Source organism: Quadrisphaera sp. INWT6 (assembly GCF_015390235.1).
In the GTDB taxonomy this organism is placed as follows: domain Bacteria; phylum Actinomycetota; class Actinomycetes; order Actinomycetales; family Quadrisphaeraceae; genus Quadrisphaera.
In genome coordinates this window covers 907,048-929,784 of sequence record NZ_VUOH01000001.1, presented here as the reverse complement: position 1 = coordinate 929,784, position 22,737 = coordinate 907,048, and the positions used below count along the sequence as shown (strand labels likewise).

The following is a 22,737-nucleotide window of genomic DNA, read 5'->3' as shown; positions in this document are numbered from 1 at the left end:
CGCCCCCCGGCGACGATCATGCAGATCCACGCCACCTCGTGCCGAGGCCCGCCCCCGCGGCGAGGAGCAGCGCGACGACGACGAGCGCCGCAGACCCCACCCACGGACCGGCGCCGTCCACGAGCCCACCCACCAGGGCAGCCCCGACGGCGCTGCCCGCAGCGCTCGCCGAGCCGGTCCACGCCAGAGCCTCGGTGAGGACGGCGCGCGGCACCTCCCGCTCGAGCACCACGGCCACCTGCACGACCACCACCGGGACCACCAGCCCCGCCAGCGCCAGCCCGACGGCCAGCCCCCCGACCGACACCCCGACCACCACCGCGGCGCCCGCACCGGCGACGAGGCCGGCGCCGAGGCCGGCCAGCGCGGTGAGCCCGCACCCGGTGGCGATGCCGCCCGCCGCCAGCGCCACCTGGACGAGCGGCGGGGTGCGCCAGGTCCGCAGCCCGCAGAGCCAGGCGCCGAGCAGCCCCGCACCGCTGGACACCGCGACCAGCGGCGCCACGGCCCCCGGGCCGCCGAGCAGGTCGCCCCACGCCGCCGTGGTGATCTGCAGCCCGCCGAAGTGCACGCCGAGCAGTCCGCTGCACAGCACGAGGACGACCGGCAGCCGTCGTCGCAGCGCGCGCCGCGGTGCGACGTCCGCAGGCTGGGAGCCGCGCTCCCGCCGTCGTCCTGCGGGGTGAGGAGCGGTGCGGCGCTGGAGCGCGAGCGCGAGGCCGCCACCGACCACGAGCGCCGCGGCACCCGCGCTCCCCGCCCACGGCGGGGCACCGGCGGCGAGGGCGCTGACGAGCACCGGGCCGAGGAGGAAGGCGACGGCGTTGGCCAGCGACTCCAGCGCGAAGGCGCGGGGCAGGGCACCGGGATGCCCGTCGAGGAGCGCGGCCCAGCGCACCGACGACAGCGCCCCCAGCTGCGGCACGCTCGCGCCCGCGGCCGCGGCTGCCGCGACCACCGCCGCGACCGGCGCTCCGCGAGCGACCGCCCCCACGAGCACGACGACGGCGGCCGCGTGCGCGGCGAGCACCGCCGGGAGCACGAGGGTCTGCCCCCAGCGGTCGACCGCCCGGGCCACCTGGGGGCTGGCGACCGCCTCCGCCACGGCGAACGCCCCCACAGCCGCTCCGGCCGCCGCGAACGAGCCGCTCGCGCCGTGCACGAGCCAGACCAGGCCGAGCCCGGTGGCGGCGACGCCGACGCGTCCGGCGCTGGCAGCGGTGAAGAAGCCCAGCGCTCCTGGCAGGGCCAGCAGCTGGCGGTAGCTCCCGCCGTCGGTCTCGGGGCGCTGCGGCGCGCCCGACGTCCTCGTGTGCACGAGGGTCCCTCTCGCGGCCGGACCGGCGAGCGGGGCTCGGCGGACGGGCGTCTCGGTGCGGCCGGGCAGGCGCCTCGACGTGGGCCATCCTGCCACCGGCGGGTGACCCCGCGGCCTAGCGTCGACTTCGTGGGTGATCACTCCGACCGGCGGAGCCAGCGCGGGCTGCTGGTGGCGCTGGGCGTCGACAACCTGGGATCGGGGCTGTTCCTGCCGCTCGCGCTCGTCTACACGACGGCGGTCGTCGGGGTGCCGCTCGCGCTGGCGGGGGCCCTGGTCACCGCCGGCACGCTGGTCGGTCTGGCGGCGCCGCCGCTGGCCGGGGCCGTGGTCGACCGGCACGGGCCGAAGCGGGTGGTCGTCGCCTCGGCGGTGCTGCAGGCCCTCGGCATGGCGGCGTACCTGCTGGCCACCGGGCCGGCGACGGTGCTCCTCGCGGCCGCCCTCGTGGCCGCCGGCGGCCAGACCTTCTACGCGTCGGTGTTCGCCCTCATCGCCGACGTCGCCCCCGAGGGCCCGAAGGACCACGCCTTCGCGACCGTCGAGGTGGTCCGGTCGGCGGCCTTCGGCGTGGGGGCCCTGGTGGCGGCCGCGCTGGTCTCCGCCGCGGAGCCGGGGGTGCTGCGGGGCGCCGTCGTCGTCAACGGGGTGAGCTTCGTGGTGGCGGGCGCGCTGCTCCTCGCACTGGTGCACCCGCGGCGGCACGCCGACTCCGCCGCTCCGGGCGTCGCTGCGGAGCCGCCGCGAGCCGGGCGACCGGTGCGGCAGAACCGGCCCTACCTCGCGCTCATCGCCGTCACCGTGCTCCTCGCGCTGCCGACCGACCTGCTGCTCGTCGGCGGCGCGCTGTACCTGCGGGAGGTCGCGCCCGCCGCGGCGTGGGCGGCCGGGGCGAGCATCGCCGTCCTCACCGCGCTCATCGCCGTGCTCAACCGCCGGGTGGTCCGGTGGACGGCGCACTGGCGGCGCACCACCGCGATGGCCGCCGGGGGCGCGTGCCTCGCCGTCTGGGCGCTGTCGCTGGCGGTGGCGGTGCTGCTGCCGGCGGGGTGGGTGGGGGCCTGGGTGCTCGCCTCCTCCCTGGTGCTGGCCGCGGGGAGCCTGCTGTTCGGCACCCGCGTCAACGCCCTCGCGGAGGCGGCCGCTCCACCGGCCACCCGCGGGCGCCACCTCGCGGCGTTCCAGTACGCCTTCACCGCGGCCGCTCTGGGCGCCCCGCTGCTGGTGTCGGTCTCGGCGGTGTCGCTGTGGCTGCCCTGGGCGGTGGCTGCGGTCATGGCGACGGCGGGTGCGGCGGGCGTGCTCGCGCTGGCGCGGCACCTGCCGCCGTCCGCCGTGCGTCCAGAGCGCGACTGACACCTCTGGACGTCAGTGCGTGGTCTTGCCGCGGTGCCGTGGTCCTGGAGCTGCCCGTGGTCGGGAGGTTCGAGGTGGCCGTGGAGGTCGTCGACCGCCCGAGCCCCTCGCCGCCTTCGCGGTGCCCGCCGACCGCTACCGGGAGGCGAGCCGGGCCGCTGCGCCGGACCATCCCGATGGGAGCGCCTCACCGTGAGCGCTGGATCGACCGCGGTCGACCAGGTCGGACCGGGTGCTCCAGGCGCTCGCCCGGGTCAGTGTCGGACCGTGGTCGGCCCGCCCACCTGCTCCCACAGCACGTCCAGCGAGACACCCAGCACACCCGCCAGGGCGGCGACGGTGGAGAAGGCGGGCGTGGCCACCTGTCCACCCTCGACCTTGCGGACCGTCTCCGGCGAGAGCCTCGAAGCGGTCGCCACCTCCAGGACCGAGCGCGTCCCGCGAGCCTGGCGCAGCGCGGCACCCAGGCGGCGTCCGCGCTCCAGGTCGGCAGGCGTCAGCGCCGGGCGAGCCATCATGGTCGGATTCTAATACAGTATTGTTATTGGCATGGGTTCGCGGAGCACGTCATGATCGAGGTCCTGGACGCCGGGCAGGTGCGCCGCGCCCGTGTCGCCGGCGCCCTGGTCGCCGACATCCTCCAGGCCCTGCGCACCCGCGCGAGCGTGGGCACCAACCTGCTGCAGATCGACCAGTGGGCCGAGGAGATGGTCCTGGCTGCCGGCGCGACGTCGTGCTACGTGGACTACGCACCCTCCTTCGGGCGCGGTCCCTTCGGCCACTACATCTGCACCGCCGTCAACGACGCCGTCCTGCACGGCCGGCCCCACGACCACCAGCTGGCCGAGGGGGACCTGCTCACCCTGGACCTGGCCGTGGTCAAGGACGGCGTCGCCGCAGACTCAGCGGTGAGCTTCCTGGTCGGTGCCGCCCGACCCCCTCAGGCCGTGGCCCTGATCGCGGCCACCGAGCGCGCGCTCGACGCAGCGATCGCCGCAGCTCGCCCTGGTGGCCGCACCGGTGACATCTCCCACGCCATCGGCACCGTGCTCACCGGAGCCGGATACACCGTGAACAACGACTTCGGCGGTCACGGCATCGGCTCGACGATGCACCAGGACCCCCACATCGCCAACACCGGTCGCCCTGGGCGCGGGTACAGGCTGCGTCCCGGTGTGCTCCTGGCGGTGGAGCCGTGGGTGATGGCGGACACCGACGAGCTCGTCACCGATCCGGACGGCTGGACCCTGCGCAGTGCGACGGGGTGCCTGACGGCTCACAGCGAGCACACCATCGTCATCACCGAGCACGGGGCCGAGGTGCTCACCCTCCCCAGCCCCGACCGCGGGTAGGGACGTCGCGGGGAGGTGCGGCCCGTGCCGTGCCGAGACCGCTGGCTGCACCGAGCTGTGCTCTCGGGGGCCGTCGGCTGCTGGCGCCGCTGTCGGCGCCAGGTGGAAGCCTCGGCCGGACGCAGCGTCGGTCAGCGATGGCCTGAGCACACCGTTGGCACCCACGGATCCCCGACCGGGCACTGCTCCCGGGCGAGCGGCACCGGTCCGCTGACTGCTGCGCGTCAGACGGCGCGCAGCAGGTACTTGGCGAAGATGCCGTCCTCGCTGTGCTCGGCCACCTCGATCGCGAAGCCGGCGCGGGTGATCATCGGCTCCAGCAGCCAGGTGAAGGTCGAGTGCTCATCGCGCACGTGCTCCTCGTGCTCCGCGCGGCTCCACTCACCCTCGACCACATCACCACCCGTGGCGCACCAGGCCTCCAACCGCTCGGTGGCCTGGTCGGCGGGGAAGTCGTAGACGACGTCCCACAGCCGCAGCAGCCCACCGGAGCGCAGCATCTGCCGCATCCGGACCAGCGCGATGGCCTTCCAGGCGTCGGGCAGGTGGTGCAGCGCGTAACGGGTGTAGACGACGTCGGCGGGCTCGCCGTGGTGCTCGTAGGTCAAGAACCCGGCCTGGACCACCTCGACGCTGTGTGCCCCCGCGGCAGCCGTCTTGGAGCGCAGCAGATCGAGCATGACCGGGGAGACGTCGACGGCGACGACCCGCGCGCACACCGGCGCGGCGGCCAGGGCGAACTGGCCGGTGCCGGTCCCGATCTCCACGACCACCGATCCAGCGCCCAGGCCGAGGTGCTGCAGCAGGGCGACCTCAGCGGCGGCGTCGGCGTCTTCCTTGCCGTCGTAGCGGGCGACGTGCTCGGCGTCGAGGTTCTCCCTCCCCGCGCTGGCCACCTCGTCCAGCAGCCAACCGGGCTGGCCCGTGCCGGCAGTGCGTGCGGCGTCGGTGACCGTCATGCGAGTGATCGTGGCAGCGACGGCCTGATCGAGGAAGGAGCGTTCAACAACAGTTGCCCTCAGACGATCGTTGAGCGGGTGCGTGCCGCCGCGGAGCGCGGCGACCGATCGTCAGCGTGCCGCTGACCGGACAGTGGTCAGGCGCGGGCGTGCTGTTCGGCACTGCTGGCGTCGCCCACGTCCTGGAGCGAGGAGTTGGAGCGCTCGGCGGGGGTGTGTGAGACCCCACTCGCGCGGCGCGTGCTGAAGACGGCCAGGGCGACCACAGGCACCAGAGTCAGCGTGATGATGACCACACCCACCGCAGGCGGGCCGGTCAGGCCCAGGGAGGTCCCCAGCGCCGCACCGGCCGCGGCGGTGCCGACCGCGGTCCCGGTGTTGAACGCCGAGACGCTCAGCGCCGAGCCCAAGGTCGCCGCGCGACCGGCGTGAGTGACCGCCAAGTGGATCAGTACGCCGTTGGCGGACAGTCCGAACAGGCCCAGCAGAGCCACCAGCGCCACAGTGGTCCAGGTCGATCCCTGCACCGCCGTCAGCACCGCGAGCAGGACGATGGTCACTGCCGGGGTCACCACCGTCACGCGGTGGGGGTAGGCGTCCCCGAGGCGCCCGGCCACCAAGGTGCCGATGAAGGAGCCGATACCGAAGACGGTCAGCACCAACGGGACGAGCCCGGCGGACAAGCCGTCGCGGTCGGTGAGTATCGGGGAGATGTAGGAGTAGGCCGCCAGCACTCCGCCGGTGGTTGCCGCGCACGCCGCCAGGGCCAGCCACAACCGCCCAGAGCGCAGCGCGGACAACTCCGAACGCACCGAGGGCGCGTGCTCCTGGACAGCGTCGCGGGGCACCAGCTTGGCCACGCAGACCACAGCGATCGCCGCGGCCAGCGCCAGGGCCCAGAACGTGCCCCGCCACCCCACCAGCTGGGCGACCAGCGCACCGGCTGGGATGCCCAGAACGGTCGCCAGCGCTCCACCTGCGGTGACGACGCCGAGCGCCTTGGCACCCTGACCGGGGCCGGCGCCGCGGGAGGCGACGACAGCGGCGACGGCCCAGAACGCTCCCGTGGCCATCGCGGTGACGAAGCGTGCCGCCAGCAAGGTCGCGAAGTGGTCGCTCAGGGCGACCACGACGTGGCCGACCACGAAGACCACCAGGGCGAGGATGAGGGTGGGGCGCTTGGCCAGGCGCAGGGTTGCCATCGCCATCAGCGGTGCCCCGACGATCATCCCGGCGGCGAACACGGTGATGAGCAGCCCGGCCCGGCCCAGGCTGATGCCCAGGTCGGTGGCGACCTCGGGCAAGATGCCGGCCACGACGAACTCGGTGGTGAGCATCAAGAAGGTGCCGAGGGCCAGGACGTAGACCACCAAGGGAAGTCGGGCAGGTCGTGTCGTGACAGTGGAAGGTCTCCGGTCTGCCGCGGAAGTGGCGGCGCGCTCAGGAGTGCTCATGGGTCCTCACGAGAGGTACGGGTGGATGGGCTCGCCCATCAGGGCGCGGCGCAGCGGGAGGGGATCGCTGTAAGGGGGTACTGCCACCGCCGCCCGTGAGCGATCGTCACCGGGACGCTTCCTCGTCGGCAGCGGAGCGGGCGGGCAGTCCGGTGGCGGCCCAGGAGGCCAGCAGGCGCAGCGCCTCTGCGGTGGGGCTGGCCGGCTCTGCTGCGTAGATGGTCAGGGTCAGGCCGGGCTCGGAGACCATGTCCATCGACTCGTACGCCAGGTCCAGGCGTCCGACGGCGGCGTGGTGGAAGGCCTTGCTGCCGGCGCCGTGCAGGCGCACGTCGTGGGCGCCCCACAGGCGGCGGAACACCTCACTGCGGGTGGACAGCTCACCCACCAGGTCGTGCAGGTCCTTGTCGTGCGGGGCGCGCCCGGCCTCGGTGCGCAGGATCGCCACTGCGGTGGCCGCAGCGGTGTCCCAGTCGGGGTAGAACCGCCGCGCGTCCTGCTCGAGGAACGTGTACCGGGCGAAGTTCGGGAGCGCGCCGGAGGCACCCGTCGCGACGGACTCGTACAGCGAGGAGTGCATCGCCCAGCCGAGGGTGTTGGTGGCCAGCAGGTCCATCCGCCCGTTGCGCACGATGGCGGGGCTGACGGTGATGGCGTCCAGCGCCCACTGCAGGCTCGGGCGCGGTGCCCACCGCCCGGTGGAGCGGCGGCGCGGGCGGGCCAGGGCCGCAGTGCCGTCAGCGGCCTGCGCGAGGTCGAACAGGTGGGTGCGCTCGGCGTCGTCCATCTGCAGCGCCCGCGCCAGTCCCTCCAGCACCGAGGCCGAGACTCCGGCGATGGTGCCGCGCTCGAGCTTGGCGTAGTACTCCACGCTGATCCCGGCCAGGGAGGCGACCTCAGCGCGGCGCAGCCCGGCCACGCGACGCTGACCGACGGTCGGCAGGCCTGCGTCGGTGGGGCTGACCTTGGCGCGGCGCGTGGTGAGGAACTCACGGACCTCGGCGCTGTTGTCCATGCCTCGAACGCTAGGCGCCGGTGAGAGCGGCAGGGAGTCTCTGAGCAGGGGTGCACCAGCAGTACACCCCTCATCAGGGCACCGGTGATGGCGGTTCACCGGCGTCTACCTGGGCAACCCTGGCAGTGCACCACCCCACACCCCCGAGGAGATCTGCTGTGCGCGCTGTCGTCATGCACGCCCCCCGCGACGTCCGCGTCGAGGACGTCGCCGACCCGGTGGTCCAGAAGCCCACCGACGCGATCATCCGCCTGGCCGCCACCTGCATCTGCGGGTCGGACCTGTGGCCCTACCGCGGCACCGATGAGGTCAGTGAGCCCCTCCGCATGGGCCACGAGTACTGCGGCACCGTGGAGGAGGTCGGCGCAGACGTCCACGACATCGAGGTCGGCGACTTCGTCATCGGCTCCTTCTTCGCCTCGGACAACACCTGCGAGATCTGCCGCGCCGGGTACCAGACCAGCTGCATCCACCGCGAGGTCCTCGGCACCAGTGGCGGCGCCCAGGCCCAGCGCATGCGCGTCCCCCTGGCCGACGGCACCCTCGTGGCCACCCCCGGCCAGCCCGACCCCGAGCTGATCCCCTCGCTCCTCGCCGCCTCTGACGTGCTCGGCACAGGCTGGTTCGGCGCCGTCGCCGCCGAGGCGGGGCCCGGCAAGACCGTCGCCGTCATCGGTGACGGCGCTGTCGGCCTGTGCGCGGTGCTCGCGGCCAAGCAGCTCGGCGCCGAGCGGGTCATCATCTCCAGCCGGCACGCCGACCGGCAGGCCCTGGCACGGGAGCTCGGCGCCACGGACGTGCTGTCCGAGCGCGGTGAGGCCTTCATCACCAAGGTCAAGGAGCTCACCGACGGCCTGGGCGCGCACTCCGCCGTCGAGGCCGTGGGCACCCACGAGTCGATGCACCAGGCCATCGGCGCCACCCGCGCCGGAGGCCACGTCGGCTTCGTCGGCGTCCTGCACGACGTCGCCATCACCGGTGAGGACATCTTCATGACCCACGTGCACCTGCACGGCGGTCCGGCCCCGGTGCGCCGGTTCCTGCCGGAGCTGGTCCAGCTGATCTGGGACCGGAAGATCGACCCGGGCAAGGTCTTCGACCTCACCCTCCCGCTGGACGGAGCCGCCGAGGGCTACCAGGCCATGGACCAGCGCAGGGCCACCAAGGTCCTGCTCACCGTCTGAGGCCCACCCCCGCCGGCCCCGGAGACACCGGAACCGCGACCGGTCCTGCACCCGCAGGACCGGTCACCTCGACCCGGAAGGGACCCGCGTTGCAGCTCAACACCCCCGCCCCCACCCAGCGCCCCACCGAGACGTTCACCGGCGAGGTGCTCATGACCCCGCTGGCCACCGGTGTGCAGCCCTCCCGCCTCGGGGTCGCGCACGTGCGCTTCACCCCCGGCGCGCGGACGTCCTGGCACGTCCACCCGCTCGGGCAGGTGCTGCACGTCACCGACGGCACAGCCCTGGTGGGCACCCGCGACGGCTCGGTGGTGCGCGCCCGCGCAGGTGACACCGTCGTGTGCGCACCCGGGGAGGAGCACTGGCACGGCGCCACCGCCGACGCCTCCACCGCTCACCTGGCCATCCAGGAGGCGGCCCCCGTCGACGGTGAGGACGGCACGTGGAGTCCGGTCACCTGGCTCGAGCCGGTCCCCGACGACGTGTACGCCGCGGCCCAGCACCAGTCGGCACAGGACGAGCGATGAGCTGATCAGGCGAGCCACCGGGTGCCGAGCGCTGCCGGACGTCTTGCTCGACGACCGACGGCCGAGCAGGTGGAGCCTCGTGGCGGCTCCGTCGGTGACTCCGATCCCCGCGGCACTCGGGGATCCTCACCCAGGCAGCACCGGCGAGCGTCGGTCCCCGCCGGACACGAGCCGACCCGGGGTGCGTTCACACAGGAGCAGCCGGCACGAACAACCTGTCGAAACACGCATCAGTGACATCCCCGAACGACCGCTCCGCCGTCTCCGCGAGCCACGACTCCAGCGCCACGTGCAAGACCGCGACGGCGGCCTCGGCCAGCAGGGCAGCTCCCAACGGATCAACACCACGAGCAAGCAGACCCGGACGCAGGACGCCGACGAGGTCATCGCGCTTCTGCGCGTCGCGTTCGCGCAGCGCCGGTTCAGCGAGGATGACCTCCCGCCGCCGGCGGACCTCCTCGCGGCGACCGTCGAACCGCTCCACCCCGACCCGGCGCAGACCGTGGCGCAGCAGCGTCAGCGGGTCGACGTCGGCCGGGGCCTGCTCGAGCAGGCGGCGCGCCGCCTGCGGGATCGCATCACCGTCGAAGAACACCTCGCGCTTGTCCGCGAAGTGACGGAAGAACGTCCGCGTCGTCAGCCCGGCGCGCTCGGTGATCTGCGGGACGGTCGTCGCTGCGAACCCCTGCTCGACGAACAGCTCCAGCGCCGCCTGTTCCAGGCGCCCTCGGGCGCCTGGAGTCCACCTGCCCACCGGCTCAGGCTACGTGACGACACGTCGTGCCGTCACGTGCGATGATGGCACGACGTGTCATCGACGAGAGGCAGCACCGTGCTCGACGTGGTCGCAAGCGGCACCGGAACCGTGGTCGTGCCCGAGCCGGCGGGTGCCCGGTGACCGAGACGAACGAGGCCCTGTGGCTCGCCTCACCGCGTGCAGCCCTGCGGGTGGGCCCCGCCCCGGTGCCCCGACCCGGTCCCGGTGAGGTCGTCGTCCGGGCCCGGGCGGTCGCGGTGAACCCGGTCGACGCCGTGTCGGGGTTCGCCCGCCACCGGTTCGTCTACCCGTGGCTGCACCACCCCGCCGTCCTCGGCACCGACGTCGCCGGTGAGGTGGTGCAGGTCGGCGCCGGTGTCACCTCCCTGGCCGTCGGGGACCGCGTCGCCGGGTTCGCCACCGGTCAGGAGCGGTTCCGCAACAGCCCCGCCCACGGCGCGTTCCAACGGTTCGTGGTGCTCGCCGCCGACCTCGCGACCGTGCTCCCGTCGCAGACGGCGTTCACCGACGCGGTGGTGCTGCCGCTCGCCGTGAGCACCGCCGCCGCCGGCTTGTTCCAGTCCGACCAGCTCGGCCTGGCCCTGCCCGCCGCGGGCGCGGGTGAGCGCGGGGAGACCGTGCTGGTGTGGGGCGCCTCCACCAGCGTCGGCAGCAACGCGGTCCAGCTCGCTCGGGGGGCCGGCTACCGAGTGGTGGCGACGGCGTCGCCGCACAACCACGACCTGGTGCGTTCGCTCGGGCGGCGGACGTCGTGGACTACCGCGACCCGGACGTCGTACGAGCCCTGGTGGGTTCCCTCCAGGGCCACGTCCTGGCCGGGACGGTGGCGATCGGGGCGGGTTCGCTGTCCCGCGCCGTAGCCATCGCCCGGCGGGTCAGCGGCAGCGGTCGTGTCGCGTCGGCCTACCCGACTCCCGTCACCGCTGCTCGTGGACTGCTCGCGCGTCCCTTCGGGGTGCGCGTGTCGGCGATCTGGGGCGGGACGCCCGCGCAGAACCCCATCGGTCCGGCCGTCTTCGAGGGGTACCTGCCCGACGCGCTCCGCGACGGCCGCCACCTGGCCGCGCCGGCCGCCGAGGTCGTCGGTGACGGGCTCGGCGCCGTGCCCGGAGCGCTGGACCGTCTGCGCGCTGGGGTCTCGGCGCGCAAGCTGGTGGTCACCGTGTGACCCGGGGTGGTCGCGGGCCAGACGTCACAGCCACCGATGTCTGCACCGGTCTGACGCCCGCCGTGTCTGTCTCCTCGACCATCGCCATCCGACTACCTGACTCCCGCTGGCGTCGTCGGAAGGCGCCTCCTACGAGGCCGGGTAGGCGGCCAGGAACACCTCAGCGGGGTACTCCGGGTCATCGTCGGTCGCATGTGCAGATTCCAGCGACGACTCGCTGGGCAGCTGGTCGCGCTCGACCACGACCACGGTGCGGTACACGTTGCGGTCCGTACTGCACGCATTACCGATGCCGCTGTCGAAGTCCTCGGTGACGACGACATGGCTTGCCTCGGCGAGGCGCACCTGTGAGAGCCACCCCGAGCAGCTGCCGGACTGACCCCCGGACCACAGCGCCACCGCCTGCACGCCGAAGTCGACATCGGCCAGATCTCCATAGACGCCGAAGCGCGTCGGGTCACCTTCTCGCGCAGAGAGCCCGGGTGGAACGTTCTCCTGCCACATCCGCTGGGCTGCCTCAAGGTCGTAGGCGACCTCCAGAGCGGAGAACACCTGTGGCGGGGTGATCAGATCAGCGCGCCACCCGTCAATCTTGGCAAGCGTGCGGACATCGTCAGTGGCCGCCTGGGGCATTGCCGCACAGCCGCTCAGAACAAGGGCACCGAGCGCAGCCGATGCTGCTGCGAGGACGCGCCGTCCGGGTGGTGTCATCGCCCGCCCTCCTGCGTGGACATCATGGATCAAGGACGCGGTGTAGGTCTGGCGCGTTGCAGATGGACTTTATACAGATGAGCCCGTTCCCAAGGACGTGTTCGCGCCGGTGCTGGCCTCGTCCAAACCGCGGCGTCGACCAGGTCGTCCATGACCGGGTCGCCGGCAGGACAAGTCGCCAGTGGATCGTGTGACGGTCGGTGTTTCACTGATGACCGATGACCGGGCACTTCAGGTGCCCTGTCGCTCCTCAGCGACGCGCGCCGCGATCCGTCTCAAAACGAATCCCCGACCGGGTTGGCATTTCGCTGGAGATGACGCGATAGAATTCGACCCTAGGACAAGGCGGACGGCTACACCCTGGGAGCCAGCGGAATGACTCCTGGCACAGACGTTTGCACTCTTAGGTCGACCACATCCACGGATGTGTCATTTTCCCCCGGTCGCGGGATCGCAGCTGGTCGCATCGTCGCGAAGATGAGTGCCATCTCTTCTCGAGCCGGGAGGCATCCATTTCGATGGGGTACGGCCGAGTCGTCCGCGTTTGTGGCCGCCCACCTTGTGTAAGCGAGAGCCTTCTCGATCTTGTCGTTTCCGCCGATGTGGCCGGGATAGTAGTCTTCTAGACAACCACGAGACAGGACATGAACGTGCTGCCGACGAAGACTCTCGAGTACAACCCCTTGAGGCGGTGGAGTTCCGCATCGTCGGACTGGAGTAAGAGCCGGTATTGCTCAGAAGCCATGGCCCGCTGAAAGAAGGCCTCGACGGCGGCATTGAGCCGCTCGAACTGTTTCGGATCAACACGCCAGGCCTCGTGACACTCAACTGCTGTCCGCCAAAGACCTTGCACATCCCCTCGCCCTCGTAGCGACTTGAGTGAGGAGCTGGTCGCGTCGTCGGCAGAGGTCTGGGAAAGTCGTTGCAGGTGCGCCATGAGCGCATCCCGGGCTCGGAGGGAATCGTCATCCGGCCCCAGTTTGTCAAAACCCTCAGTCAGTGCATCGAGGTCACACGCAATGTGGACGTCGACTCCGAACTCCCCGAAGAAGTTTCTATATCGAGCAAAGCTTCCCTTTCCACTGACCCTCACAAAGACCACTGAGTGACGGTGACTGTCCCAGTCGGAATGCATACTTCTGGCGATCTCAGGCAGGACAATGAAGTCACTGTCACCCTCAACCAGGACGACGACGTCGGCGAAGAGAGCAGCGTTGTTGTTTTCGTACCCTATGAGCTGCAGCTGATCCTTCTTGCCAAGGTCGGAGAGGTCTACGGGATGACACGTCGTGGCCGGGGGTTTCTGTTCGTCAACCAGCACCTTGGCCACCTTGACGAAGTGCGTGGTTTCGCTGGCATCGACAAAGGCGGGTGAGTGTGTGGTCACAAGTACTTCATGCTCTGTCGCGAAGCTACTAAGGGCCTTGAACAACTGCTGCTGCGCTGCGGGATGCAGGAACAATTCTGGCTCTTCGAAGAGCAGGATGTACGGCTGACGCGGGGATGAGTGGCCTGGCTCAGAGCTGGCCTCGCGCGGACCTAAGCCCGTCGCCTTTAGCTCCGCCCACGCCTGCAGGACGGCGAATGCAACGGCCCGCTTTAAGCCATCCCCCTTGGCTGCAATCGGTCCCGAGGTCCCGTCATCCGCGGTCAACTCGGCACCATGGAGAACCTGCTTCAAATCTGGCGCTGAAACTGAGAGTCGCAGACTGACGTCAGGGAAGTTTTGGCGCACGTACTTCTCAAGGGTTTGCTCGACCCGCTGCACCTCAGGCAGCCTCTCATCTACCTCCTGTCCGTCGACCAGCACACGACTGAGTCGCCGCTGAAGGTCCTTGAACTGCTCGTCGATGGCATCAAACTCACCCTGGATCTCGTCGAATAGGATCGCCAGCAACTTGCCGAATGCAGCCGAGCCGGTCGTCTTAATCTCGTCCGCAACATCCTTGACGGCCGGGATGTACACCACCTCTGGCAGCAAAGGAAAGATGGACTTGTCCAGTCCCGTGCTAAGCGGCGCGTCCTCAGGGCGCATCTCGTCTTCGGCGAGGCGGGCACACAGCACCTCCAGCTGAGTTCTAACTTCTTTCTGCGTCACCTTCGGCGAGAGCAATGCATCCATTGCCGGAACGAGGTCGACGACAGCCTGGCGTGACCGGTCAGGATTAGCCTTCATGGCGTCGATCAGGATCGACTCGTTGAGATTTTCATCGCGCGGAATCAGTTTACGAAACAGCAGGGTGGACTTACCGGAAGTATCATAAAGGCGGACCAAGGTGATGCTGCCATTAACTAGCATCGCGCGGAACCGCTCTCGATGCTGCTCTTCCTTAACACGCAATAAATCCTGCTCGCCAATACCCTCAAAAGTTAGAGCAATGCGAATTGGCTTGAGGGGGTCGTGGTAATTTGATGGCCCCAACGAAGAGCCGCTCCGGAGCAGTAGAACTGCCTGCAGAAGGGAGGACTTGCCGCTGTTGTTGCGACCGACGAAGCAAGCAAATCTCGAGAGTGGGACTGTGACGTCCCGCAAAGCTCGGTAATTGCTCACACTCAACTCGGCAAGGCGCACTTTTCCCCCATGATCGACGCACTGCTGTCGTAACGCTAAGCACTGCGGGCCGATCACGTCAGCGATTGCCGGAACTGCGGCGACGGGTGAACGCTGGACACCACGTCCGTGGACTTGACTGACGCCAGGTCCCGGCGCGGGGCGCCGGGGAACCGGCGGACGTAAGACTGCTTAGGCCGCCCACCGACGGACCGTTGTCCGGTCAGCGAGTCACGGGGTGGAGGCGACATCCGGGAAACCGGCGCACGCCAGCTCGTGGAAGCCCGCGCGGGTGGTGAGCACCGGTCTGGAGCCCCTGTCACCGTCGGGGTCGTACTCGGAGTACAGCACCGCATCTGGCCCGGCGGCTGCCACTGAGGCCAGCTCTGGGGCACCGAAGTCCACCTGGCGCAGCTCGCTCTGGCTCCCGAACGCAGAGGCAATCACGAACTCGGTGGAGTCAAGGGGTAGCGACGCCGGAGCCCCGCTCCACCCAGGCGGCGGTGCCAGCAGCGACACTTCCGTCGGCGTGGTGACCGGTGCTGGGGCCTTCAGCACCGCGACGGGCGCGTTCACGCCTCCGATGTTGGGACCGGCCACGTCGATGGTGTCCACCGCGCCGCGACACACCTCCAAGACCAGCACGGGGCTGCCTGTCGCATCGGCGGCGAGCCCGACTTGGCCGTTGATCCCCGCGGGCCCGCCGTCGGGGCCGGTGTCACCGGGAAGCAGCGTGTTCACCGCCAGCAAGCCCACGAACAGGGTCCCGGTCACCAAGACCGGGACCAGGAAGGTCCCTGTGCCGAAGCGGACCCGGCGTGCCCCGAGCCGCGCCGCGGTGACCACCATGGTGATGAGGCCAGCGACGGCGATGACCTGAGCGACGAGGTAGATCAGGCCCCCGCCGATGTTGGGCCCGCCCCAGCTCAGGGGGTACAGGGTCCGGAGCACCTGGTCGGTGATCTGCCATGACAGGCCTAGCGCGAGCAGGGCCGCGCCGGTCCACCACGCCCTGGTCATGTGGTCTTTTCCTCGGTATCAGCGGGACCAGGTGTGGGCATGTGCTGAGGGAAGCAGCGAAGCCGTTGCGCAGGAAGCCGCCGCGCTGTGCTGGGGCTGTGGTGACGACCGGGTTGCGGCGTCGTCGCCGTCGCCGGATCCATCGCGACCGGTGTCGGGTCCTCGAAGTACCCCGCCACATCGAGCTGTCGCGCAACAGGCTCCGGAGCCCCTCGGCCACGAGAGCATGCCTCATGGCTGCCGGAGGATCCTTCGCTGTCCTGCTGCTTCTCGCCGTCAACGCCGCCTGCATCGCCGGCATCCTGGCGATCATCGTGCGCAGGCAGCCGGGGTGGGCAGCGGTGGGCGTCATCGGGTTGTGGGGTGTGTCCGTGCTTGCCACTGCACTCCTGGCGTGGCAGATCGGCCACCTCATGACGGCCTATGACGAGGTCTACGGCTGAGGGCACGGCGAGCGTTGCATTCGAGGACCGCTGCCCGGGCACGCCATGACAGTGCGTCACCGATCCCGAGCCTCTGACCTGCGGTGCCCGGGTACCCCGCCCGGTGGTCTGTCTCACCCGACGCACGCTCTACGAAGATCGGCGTCATCGATCCAGAGGGCGTGGGCGGTCGGCCACCAGGTGCGGGAACGACCGCTCCTGAGACACCGCGCCGACGGGACCGTGCACGACTCGCGTCCAGAGCACCTCGTGGACGGGCCCGACGTCGGAGACGAGTCCTGAGACAGCGGCGACGCGGCTGAGCGACTCGCGGTCAGACCCGTCGAGCGCTGAGCGGCCCCCACGCCCCGGCTAGCTGTCCGAGCTCGTGCTGGCGCGCCGCTGTGCGTCCAGGGCGACCAGGCGCTCGGCCACCGCCGCCGGCTGCAGGTCCGTGGTGTCGATGACGACGTCACCCACGCCCGCCTGCTCCATCGCGCGCTGGCGGGCGAGCGAGGCGGCCACAGCCCCCTGCTGCTCCACCTCGGAGAGCCCTCGCAGCGCATCGCCGGCGAGGTTCGCGCCCTCACCCCGTGCACGAGCGGCGGTGCGCTCCCGCAGCGCCGCCGCGCCAGCCACCAGGCGCACCGCGAGCACGGGGGTACCGGCGAGCGCCGCTCGGAAGGCGTCGACGTCAGCGGACGAGCGGACGTCGGCGCGCACCACCAGCGCCTCCGAGCCCGCAGCCCGGTGGGTGCCCCAGAGGTCGCCCACGAGCGAGGCGGTCGCCGCCGCGGCCCGGGGGTGGCGCCCCGGGAGGTCGGCGGCGAAGGACAGCTGGTGTCCGTCGAGGTACGTGCAGGTCTCGCCCCGCGCCCAGGACGACGACGCGAGCCCGAACCCCGCGGTCGAGGCCCCTGCGGCGGGCGGACCGCAGAGGAGCAGCGCTCGTCCCCCACCCACCGCCGCGTCCCCGGCGAGGCGCGGTGCGCCGCCGGGACCCGCCCTCGGCCGGGCCTCGGCGAAGAGCGCCGCCGCACGCTCCGCGGCCTCCCGGGTCGAGCAGTGAGTGGTGTCGACGGCGGGCACGTCGCTGCTGTCCCAGCGCAGCGCGTCATCGAGGGCTCGCGCCGCGGCGGCGTCGTCGTACCGCTCGCTGAGGCGGTCGCGGAGCAGGTCCTCGTCGGCGCGCACCCGGCCGAAGGCGACGGGCAGTTCGCCGAGCGCGTCGCGCACCAGGTCAGCGCCTCCGGGGGCGAGCACTCCCGAGACCACGACGACCTCCGCGCCGCGGCTCAGGTGGTGGCGCGCCACCACCGCCGCTGACCGCGCCTTGAGGGCCGAGCGCGCGCCGTCGTCGCGCGGCTCGGGGTAGCACATGCCGAGCTGGTCGACGTCGACGTACGAGCGCGGCCGGCCGGCCAGGACGCCGGCGAACAGCTCCCGAGCAGTGGCTGACTTGCCCGCGCACGGAGGCCCGGTGAGCCACCAGACGGCGGGATCCGCGGCGCACACGTGCAGTCCTGGGTGGTAGAGGGTGGTGGACGAGGCGGCGTCGTCGACGCCCCGCCGCGGGAGAACCTAGGGCTCCACCGGGGTCTTGCGGCAAGGGCCTGCGGTGCGCCAGTATCCGGCCCCGCCCGCGGGCTCGAGGGGGCCGGCCGGGTCAGTGGGCCGTCGTCGGAGCCGGGGCGCCGGCGCGCTCGGCCGCCGTGCGGAGCCGGAACGCGGGGACCGTCCGGTGGACGATCGGCCCGATGGCCAGCGCGTAGACGAGCGTCCCCCACCCGACGGTGCCACCGAGCACGAACCCGATGCCGAGGGCCAGCAGCTCGACGCCGGTGCGGACCACCCGCAGCGGCAGCCCGCGTGCGGCCAGGCCGAGGCTGAGCCCGTCGCGCGGTCCCGGCCCGAGACCGGCACCGACGTAGACCCCGGTGACCACGCCGTTCATCACGACACCGGTCAGCAGCAGCGCCCAGGCGGCCACCGCGCCCTGCGCCGGGGGCACCAGCGCGAGCACGGTGTTGATGGAGAGCCCCACGAGCACGACGTTGGCGATGGTCCCCAGACCGGGTCGCTGCCGCAGCGGGACCCACGTCAGCAGCACGACGACGCCGACGATGATCGACCAGGTGCCCACCTGGCCGCCGAACGCGCGAGACAGGCCCTGGTCGAGCACGGACCACGGCATGACGCCGAGCCCGGAGCGCAGCATCAGGGCGATGCTGGCGCCGTAGCCGACGAGCCCGGCCACGAGCGCCACGAGGCGCAGCGGCAGGCGGTCGGTGGGCAGCGGCAGGAGCAGGCGGGTGGGGCTCACCCGTCCACTGTCCGCGGCTTGGCCCTGTTGCAACAGGGCCAAAGCCACCACGATGGCCGGTGTGGACCCCGGCCGCCTGACCTCCCTGCTCACCCCGTGGCTGCGCGGCGGCCCCGGCTACGCCGCGGTGGCCGACGGCGTGCGCGGGCTCGCCCTCGACGGCCGCCTGCCGGCGGGCACGCGCCTGCCGAGCGAGCGGGCGCTCGCCGTCGCCCTCGGGGTCAGCCGCACGACGGTGAGCGCGGCGTACGACGTCCTGCGCACCGAGGGCTACCTCGTCAGCGCCCACGGCGCAGGCAGCCGCGTGGCCCTGCCGGCGGCGCTGCACGTGCGCCCCGACGCCGACCCGGGCGAGCCGGCGTCGGTGCTCGACCTCACCGTGGCCGCCCTGCCCGCTCCCCCGCAGGTGCTCGAGGCGGCGACGGCCGCCGCCGGCACCGACCTGGCGGCGCTCCTGGCCGACCACGGCCTCCACCCCTACGGGCTGCCCGCCCTGCGCTCGGCGGTCGCCGCGCACCTCAGCAGCCGCGGGGTGCCCACCGAGGCCGAGCAGGTGCTCGTCACCGGCGGGGCCCTGCAGGGCTGGAACCTCCTCCTGCGCACCCTGACCAGTCCCGGCCAGCGGGTGGTGGTCGAGCAGCCGACCTACCCCGCCGTCATCGACGCCGTGCGCGCCCACCACCTGCGGCCCGTGGCGCTGCCGGTCACCGCTGACGGGTGGGACCCGCCGTCGTCGTCCACCGCGCGCGGCGCGGTGCTCGCCCACGTCACCGCTGACGGGCAGAACCCGACGGGGCTGCTGGCCAGCGCCGAGCAGCGCCGTGAGCTGCTCGCCGGCCTCAGGGGCGTGCCGGTGGTGGCCGTCGACGAGACGTTCGCCGACCTGGTCGACCCGGCCGAGGCTCCTCCACGCCTGGCCGCGGTCGAGCGCCGCCCCGGTGACCCGGCGGTGGTGACCCTCGGCTCGATGAGCAAGAGCTTCTGGGCGGGCCTGCGGGTCGGCTGGGTGCGGGGCGAGCCCGACCTGCTGGCCCGGCTCGCCCAGGCGCGCGCCAGCCTGGACATCACCTCGCCGGTGCTCGACCAGCTGGTGGCCGTCCGGCTGCTCGCGCAGGCCGACGCCGTGCTCGCCGAGCGGCGGGCGCTGCTCACCGAGCGCCGCGACGCGCTCCTGGCGGCGCTGGCCCGCGGCGTGCCCGACTGGGTGGTCAGGCCCTCGCGCGGCGGGCTGGTGCTGTGGGTCCTGCTGCCGACGCCGGGCGCCACGCTGCTCGCCGCCCACGCCCTGGACCTGGGGGTGCGCCTGTCACCCGGGCCGCGGTTCACCGTCGACGGCACGGGCGACCGGTGGCTGCGCGTCCCGTTCACGACGCCCGTCGACGGCGTGGCGGCGCTCGTCGACGTGCTGCGCGAGGCCCGGGCGCGGGCGGTCTCGGCGACCCCCACCGACCGCACGCCCGCCCGGTGGACCGCGTGAGCGCCCCCCTGACCCGGTCGACCAGGGAGACCCGGACCGACCCGGGGCTCCGGGGGCCCGTGGTCGCGGGCGTCGTGGGGGCCGTCACCGGGTTCGCGAGCTCGTTCACCGTCGTCCTCACCGGTCTCACCGCCGTGGGCGCCACCCCCGCCCAGGCGGCGTCGGGCCTGCTCGCGCTGTGCGCGCTGCAGGGCGTGCTCGCCATCGCCCTGTCGTGGCGCCACCGGGTGCCGCTGTCGTTCGCGTGGTCGACGCCCGGCGCCGCCGTCCTGGTGGCCGCCGGGGCGAACGGCGTCACCTTCCCCGAGGCCGTCGGGGCGTTCGTGCTGTGCGGCGCCCTCGTGGTGCTCACCGGGGCGTGGCCGGCGCTGGCGCGCCTGGTGACGCGGGTGCCCGCGCCGCTGTCCGGAGCGCTGCTCGCGGGCGTGCTGCTGCCGCTGTGCCTGGCGCCCGTGACCGCCGTGGCCACCGAGCCGCTGGCGGGCGGGGCCGTCGTCCTGGTCTGGCTGGTGCTGCGCCGGCTCGCCGCGGCGTGGGCGGTCCCGGCGGCGCTGGTGGTGGCGCTGGTCCTGACGCTCACCGTCGAGCGCGCCGCACCAGGAGCAGCCACCTCCGCAGAGGGTCTCGGCTGGGCACCCGTGATCACCTGGACGACGCCGCAGCTCGACCCCCTCGTGCTCCTCGGCATCGGCCTGCCGCTGTACCTGGTGACGATGGCGAGCCAGAACGTCCCGGGGCTGGCGGTGCTGCGGGGCGCCGGATACCCCGAGCCGCCCGCGCGACCGGCGCTCGTCGCCTCGGGAGCTGCGACGGTGGTGGGCGCCCCGTTCGGCGCGCACGCGCTGAACCTCGCGGCGCTGTCCGCGGCGATCATGGCCGGGCCCGACGCCCATCCCGACCCGCGCCGCCGCTGGCCGTCGGCGGTCACCGGAGGGGTGACCTACCTGGTGCTCGCGCTCCTCGCGGGCGCCGCGGCGGCGCTCGTCGCGGGCGCTCCCCCGCTGCTGGTCCAGGCCGTGGCCGGGCTGGCCCTGCTGGGGGCCTTCCTCGGCGGCGCGGCGTCCGCCGTCGACGCCGCGCAGCCCGTCGAGCACCGGACCGCCGCCGTCCTCACCTTCCTCGTGGTGGCCTCGGGGGTGGCCGTCGCGGGCGTGGGCAGCGCGGTGTGGGGGCTGCTCGCCGGCGCGGTCTGCTGGCTGTGGCTGAGCCGCCGGCCCGCCGCCGCGACGTGACGGCGTCGCACCGCCGCTGACCCCCGGCTCAGGTGCTGCGCCGCAGAGCCAGCAGGCGCAGGGCTGCGTGCACGTCGAGGCTGCGCGGAGGGGCCTCCCACCCGGCCCCCAGGAGTTGGTGGAGCCGCTCCAGGCGTTGGCGGACCGTGTTGACGTGCACGAACAGGCGGGCCGCGGCGGCGCTGCGCGAGCCCTCCTCCAGCACCGCCGCGGCCGTCTCGGCCAGGTGCGTGCCGTGCTGGGCGTCGTAGGCGAGCACCGCTCCCAGCTGGCGCTCGACGAGCGCGTCGACGACGCCGGGGTCGTGCCCGCCGAGCAGCAGGCCGGCGACCCCGAGGCGGGCCCTGTCGACGTGGCCGCTGCGCCAGCCGAGCACCTGGGCGGCGCGCGCCACCTGCGCCGCCTCGGCGTGGGCCCGGGCCAGCGGACCCGCTCCGAGCGCCTCGGCCGCGGCGCAGCCGACGACCCCGGTGACGCCGGCGGCGGCGAGCGCGGCCTCGGCCCGGTCGCCGAGCTCGTCGGCGTCGACCCCGCGCCCCACCCCGCCAGCGCCCCCAGCACCGCCACCACCGCCGCTCCCCCCACCGGAGGTGCGCACGACGCAGACGTGCCCCGCGTGCACGGCGACCAGCCCGCCTCCCGTGACGAGGGGGCGCAGCGCGGCGGCGCTGCGCTCGCGGTCGGCAGGAGGCACCAGGAGCACCAGCGATGCCACCGGCGAGCGGAGGTCGACGCCGTGGGCCAGCGCCCGCGCCTCGACGACCTCGCGGCGGGCGGAGCGCTCTCCGGTGGCACCGGGGCCGCCGTCGTCCGTGCACTCCTCGAGCAGGTCGTCCAGGAGCGCCGCGGGTGAGCGGTCGCCGGCCTCGGCGAGCTCGTGCTCCACCTGCAGCGCCAGCCCGACGGCGAGCGCGCCCCGCTCCAGCACCGCGAGGGCGGTGGGCGTCTGCAGGTCGTCACCGTCGCAAGCCCCGGCGACGAGGCGCGTCCCCGTTCCGGGGACCTCGCTGACCACCCGCCCGTCCGGAGCGGGGGGGCGAACCGCAGCGCTGCGTCCCGTCAGCACCGAGCAGGACCACAGGGGCACCCAGCTCAGCGGCGAGCTCCTCCACGACGGCGTGGCAGCCACCGCCGTCGCGCAGCGCGGCGAGGAGCCGGGCGTCCAGCGCGAGCAGGGCGGCGTCGCGGGCGGCAGCTGCCGAGACCGCGTCGGCGCGGGTGCGCAGGGTGGCGATCTCGATGGCGCGGCGGGTCTGCTCCAGGGCGACGGCGGCCTGGAGCGCCAGCAGCCGCAGCGCCTCCAGCCCGGCCGGGGGCATCTCCACGGGCGTGCGGTGCGCCACGAGGAGGGCGCCGACGAGGTGCCCGTCGACCCGCAGCGGCTCGCCGCTGATCGCCCTGACGCCCTCGGCGGCCACCGCCTCGTCGATGTGGGTGAGGTGGTTGAGATCGGCGTCGGCGAGGTAGTCGTCGGTGTGCACCGAGGTCCCTCCCGCGGCCACCGAGCCGAGGATCCCCGTGCCCAGCGGCATCCGGATCTGGGCGTAGGCGCGGGTGCGCACGCCGTCGGTGACGTGGATCCAGGTCTCGCCGGCGTCGAGGTCGTTCAACGACAGGTAGGCCATGTCGGCGCCCAGCAGGGCGCGGGTGCGGCGCACCAGCGCCCGCAGGATCACCGCGCGGTCGCGCACGCTCGCCAGGTCGGTGGCGGAGTCGTGGACGGCGCGCAGCAGGGCCGCGGGTGACGGGTCGGAGAAGGAGCCCAGCGCCGACCCCGCGCCCTCGAGGGTGGTCACGAGCAGGTGTCTACCGCGCACACCCCGGGGCCGCCAGTGTGTGGGCAGCCTCCATGGTCACCTGCCGCCCGCCCGGCGCAGATTGGTCGTGCGC

The 22,737-nt window shown here is 72.9% G+C and carries 22 protein-coding genes; 9 read left to right on the top strand and 13 right to left on the bottom strand.

What is annotated here, in order from left to right; genetic code table 11:
- Nucleotides 1-16: 16 nt before the first annotated feature.
- The gene (locus tag F1641_RS04155) at nucleotides 17-1,318 is read right to left on the bottom strand and encodes an MFS transporter (RefSeq protein ID WP_194903117.1); all 1,302 of its coding nucleotides are present in this window, start codon (nucleotides 1,316-1,318) and stop codon (nucleotides 17-19) included.
- 129 nt (nucleotides 1,319-1,447) lie between these two features.
- On the opposite strand from F1641_RS04155, the gene F1641_RS04150 reads away from it, so the two are divergent.
- On the top strand, nucleotides 1,448-2,674 hold the full coding sequence (locus tag F1641_RS04150) for an MFS transporter (RefSeq protein WP_194903116.1): 1,227 nt from the start codon (nucleotides 1,448-1,450) through the stop codon (nucleotides 2,672-2,674).
- A gap of 254 nt (nucleotides 2,675-2,928) precedes the next feature.
- On the opposite strand, the gene F1641_RS04145 is transcribed toward F1641_RS04150, so the two are convergent.
- Nucleotides 2,929-3,192, bottom strand: coding sequence for a helix-turn-helix domain-containing protein (locus tag F1641_RS04145; RefSeq protein ID WP_255513851.1), 264 nt, complete (start codon nucleotides 3,190-3,192; stop codon nucleotides 2,929-2,931).
- Nucleotides 3,193-3,243: 51 nt separating this feature from the next.
- Between F1641_RS04145 and map the strand changes: the two genes are divergently transcribed.
- Entirely contained in the window at nucleotides 3,244-4,026 is a 783-nt protein-coding gene (gene map / locus F1641_RS04140) for a type I methionyl aminopeptidase (protein ID WP_194903115.1), read from the top strand.
- A 224-nt stretch (nucleotides 4,027-4,250) separates the two neighbouring features.
- On the opposite strand, the gene F1641_RS04135 is transcribed toward map, so the two are convergent.
- The 3 genes from F1641_RS04135 to F1641_RS04125 all read right to left on the bottom strand — a co-directional run bounded on the left by F1641_RS04135 (nucleotide 4,251) and on the right by F1641_RS04125 (nucleotide 7,454).
- On the bottom strand, nucleotides 4,251-4,985 hold the full coding sequence (locus tag F1641_RS04135) for a class I SAM-dependent methyltransferase (RefSeq protein ID WP_194903114.1): 735 nt from the start codon (nucleotides 4,983-4,985) through the stop codon (nucleotides 4,251-4,253).
- Between the two features lie 137 nt (nucleotides 4,986-5,122).
- Nucleotides 5,123-6,439 carry an MFS transporter gene (locus F1641_RS04130; RefSeq protein WP_194903113.1) on the bottom strand — a complete coding sequence of 439 codons (1,317 nt, stop codon included), beginning with the start codon at nucleotides 6,437-6,439 and terminating at the stop codon, nucleotides 5,123-5,125.
- Nucleotides 6,440-6,545: 106 nt separating this feature from the next.
- The gene (locus F1641_RS04125; protein WP_194903112.1) at nucleotides 6,546-7,454 is read right to left on the bottom strand and encodes a helix-turn-helix transcriptional regulator; all 909 of its coding nucleotides are present in this window, start codon (nucleotides 7,452-7,454) and stop codon (nucleotides 6,546-6,548) included.
- A gap of 158 nt (nucleotides 7,455-7,612) precedes the next feature.
- Between F1641_RS04125 and F1641_RS04120 the strand changes: the two genes are divergently transcribed.
- Both F1641_RS04120 and F1641_RS04115 read left to right on the top strand, forming a co-directional pair.
- Entirely contained in the window at nucleotides 7,613-8,638 is a 1,026-nt protein-coding gene (locus F1641_RS04120; protein ID WP_194903111.1) for a zinc-dependent alcohol dehydrogenase family protein, read from the top strand.
- Nucleotides 8,639-8,727: 89 nt separating this feature from the next.
- Nucleotides 8,728-9,165: a cupin domain-containing protein gene (locus F1641_RS04115; protein ID WP_206690456.1), complete on the top strand. Its 438-nt coding sequence runs from the start codon at nucleotides 8,728-8,730 to the stop codon at nucleotides 9,163-9,165.
- A 187-nt stretch (nucleotides 9,166-9,352) separates the two neighbouring features.
- Here the strand turns inward: F1641_RS04115 and F1641_RS04110 are convergent, their stop codons facing one another.
- Nucleotides 9,353-9,919 (bottom strand): TetR/AcrR family transcriptional regulator, encoded by a 567-nt coding sequence (locus F1641_RS04110; protein WP_194903110.1) that lies wholly within the window; start codon nucleotides 9,917-9,919, stop codon nucleotides 9,353-9,355.
- 140 nt (nucleotides 9,920-10,059) lie between these two features.
- On the opposite strand from F1641_RS04110, the gene F1641_RS19680 reads away from it, so the two are divergent.
- Together F1641_RS19680 and F1641_RS19675 are read left to right on the top strand one after the other, a co-directional pair.
- Complete coding sequence (locus F1641_RS19680) at nucleotides 10,060-10,803, top strand: zinc-binding alcohol dehydrogenase family protein (protein ID WP_206690455.1); 744 nt, start codon at nucleotides 10,060-10,062, stop codon at nucleotides 10,801-10,803.
- A 101-nt stretch (nucleotides 10,804-10,904) separates the two neighbouring features.
- A complete protein-coding gene (locus tag F1641_RS19675) occupies nucleotides 10,905-11,111 on the top strand; it encodes a hypothetical protein (protein ID WP_206690454.1) in 207 nt (68 codons plus the stop codon).
- A 129-nt stretch (nucleotides 11,112-11,240) separates the two neighbouring features.
- Here F1641_RS19675 and F1641_RS04100 read toward each other — a convergent pair whose 3' ends face one another.
- The 3 genes from F1641_RS04100 to F1641_RS04090 form a co-directional block, all read right to left on the bottom strand.
- On the bottom strand, nucleotides 11,241-11,822 hold the full coding sequence (locus F1641_RS04100) for a hypothetical protein (protein WP_194903109.1): 582 nt from the start codon (nucleotides 11,820-11,822) through the stop codon (nucleotides 11,241-11,243).
- Between the two features lie 622 nt (nucleotides 11,823-12,444).
- Nucleotides 12,445-14,394: an AAA family ATPase gene (locus F1641_RS04095; RefSeq protein ID WP_194903108.1), complete on the bottom strand. Its 1,950-nt coding sequence runs from the start codon at nucleotides 14,392-14,394 to the stop codon at nucleotides 12,445-12,447.
- A gap of 210 nt (nucleotides 14,395-14,604) precedes the next feature.
- On the bottom strand, nucleotides 14,605-15,393 hold the full coding sequence (locus F1641_RS04090) for a hypothetical protein (protein WP_194903107.1): 789 nt from the start codon (nucleotides 15,391-15,393) through the stop codon (nucleotides 14,605-14,607).
- A gap of 233 nt (nucleotides 15,394-15,626) precedes the next feature.
- Here F1641_RS04090 and F1641_RS04085 point away from each other — a divergent pair, with 233 nt between their 5' ends.
- Nucleotides 15,627-15,836 carry a hypothetical protein gene (locus F1641_RS04085; RefSeq protein ID WP_194903106.1) on the top strand — a complete coding sequence of 70 codons (210 nt, stop codon included), beginning with the start codon at nucleotides 15,627-15,629 and terminating at the stop codon, nucleotides 15,834-15,836.
- Between the two features lie 351 nt (nucleotides 15,837-16,187).
- Here F1641_RS04085 and F1641_RS04080 read toward each other — a convergent pair whose 3' ends face one another.
- Nucleotides 16,188-17,330 (bottom strand): AAA family ATPase, encoded by a 1,143-nt coding sequence (locus F1641_RS04080; protein WP_194903105.1) that lies wholly within the window; start codon nucleotides 17,328-17,330, stop codon nucleotides 16,188-16,190.
- Between the two features lie 151 nt (nucleotides 17,331-17,481).
- A complete protein-coding gene (locus F1641_RS04075; RefSeq protein ID WP_194903104.1) occupies nucleotides 17,482-18,138 on the bottom strand; it encodes a YitT family protein in 657 nt (218 codons plus the stop codon).
- A 52-nt stretch (nucleotides 18,139-18,190) separates the two neighbouring features.
- Here F1641_RS04075 and F1641_RS04070 point away from each other — a divergent pair, with 52 nt between their 5' ends.
- Together F1641_RS04070 and F1641_RS04065 are read left to right on the top strand one after the other, a co-directional pair.
- Nucleotides 18,191-19,615 carry a PLP-dependent aminotransferase family protein gene (locus F1641_RS04070; protein WP_255513850.1) on the top strand — a complete coding sequence of 475 codons (1,425 nt, stop codon included), beginning with the start codon at nucleotides 18,191-18,193 and terminating at the stop codon, nucleotides 19,613-19,615.
- Entirely contained in the window at nucleotides 19,612-20,847 is a 1,236-nt protein-coding gene (locus tag F1641_RS04065; RefSeq protein WP_206690453.1) for a benzoate/H(+) symporter BenE family transporter, read from the top strand. The genes F1641_RS04070 and F1641_RS04065 overlap by 4 nt, the downstream gene beginning before the upstream one ends.
- A 28-nt stretch (nucleotides 20,848-20,875) precedes the next feature.
- Here F1641_RS04065 and F1641_RS22875 read toward each other — a convergent pair whose 3' ends face one another.
- Together F1641_RS22875 and F1641_RS04055 are read right to left on the bottom strand one after the other, a co-directional pair.
- Nucleotides 20,876-21,862: a CdaR family transcriptional regulator gene (locus tag F1641_RS22875; protein ID WP_194903102.1), complete on the bottom strand. Its 987-nt coding sequence runs from the start codon at nucleotides 21,860-21,862 to the stop codon at nucleotides 20,876-20,878.
- Complete coding sequence (locus tag F1641_RS04055) at nucleotides 21,804-22,643, bottom strand: GAF domain-containing protein (protein WP_194903101.1); 840 nt, start codon at nucleotides 22,641-22,643, stop codon at nucleotides 21,804-21,806. Before F1641_RS04055 ends, F1641_RS22875 begins: the two co-directional genes overlap by 59 nt.
- Between the last annotated feature and the right edge of the window lie 94 nt (nucleotides 22,644-22,737).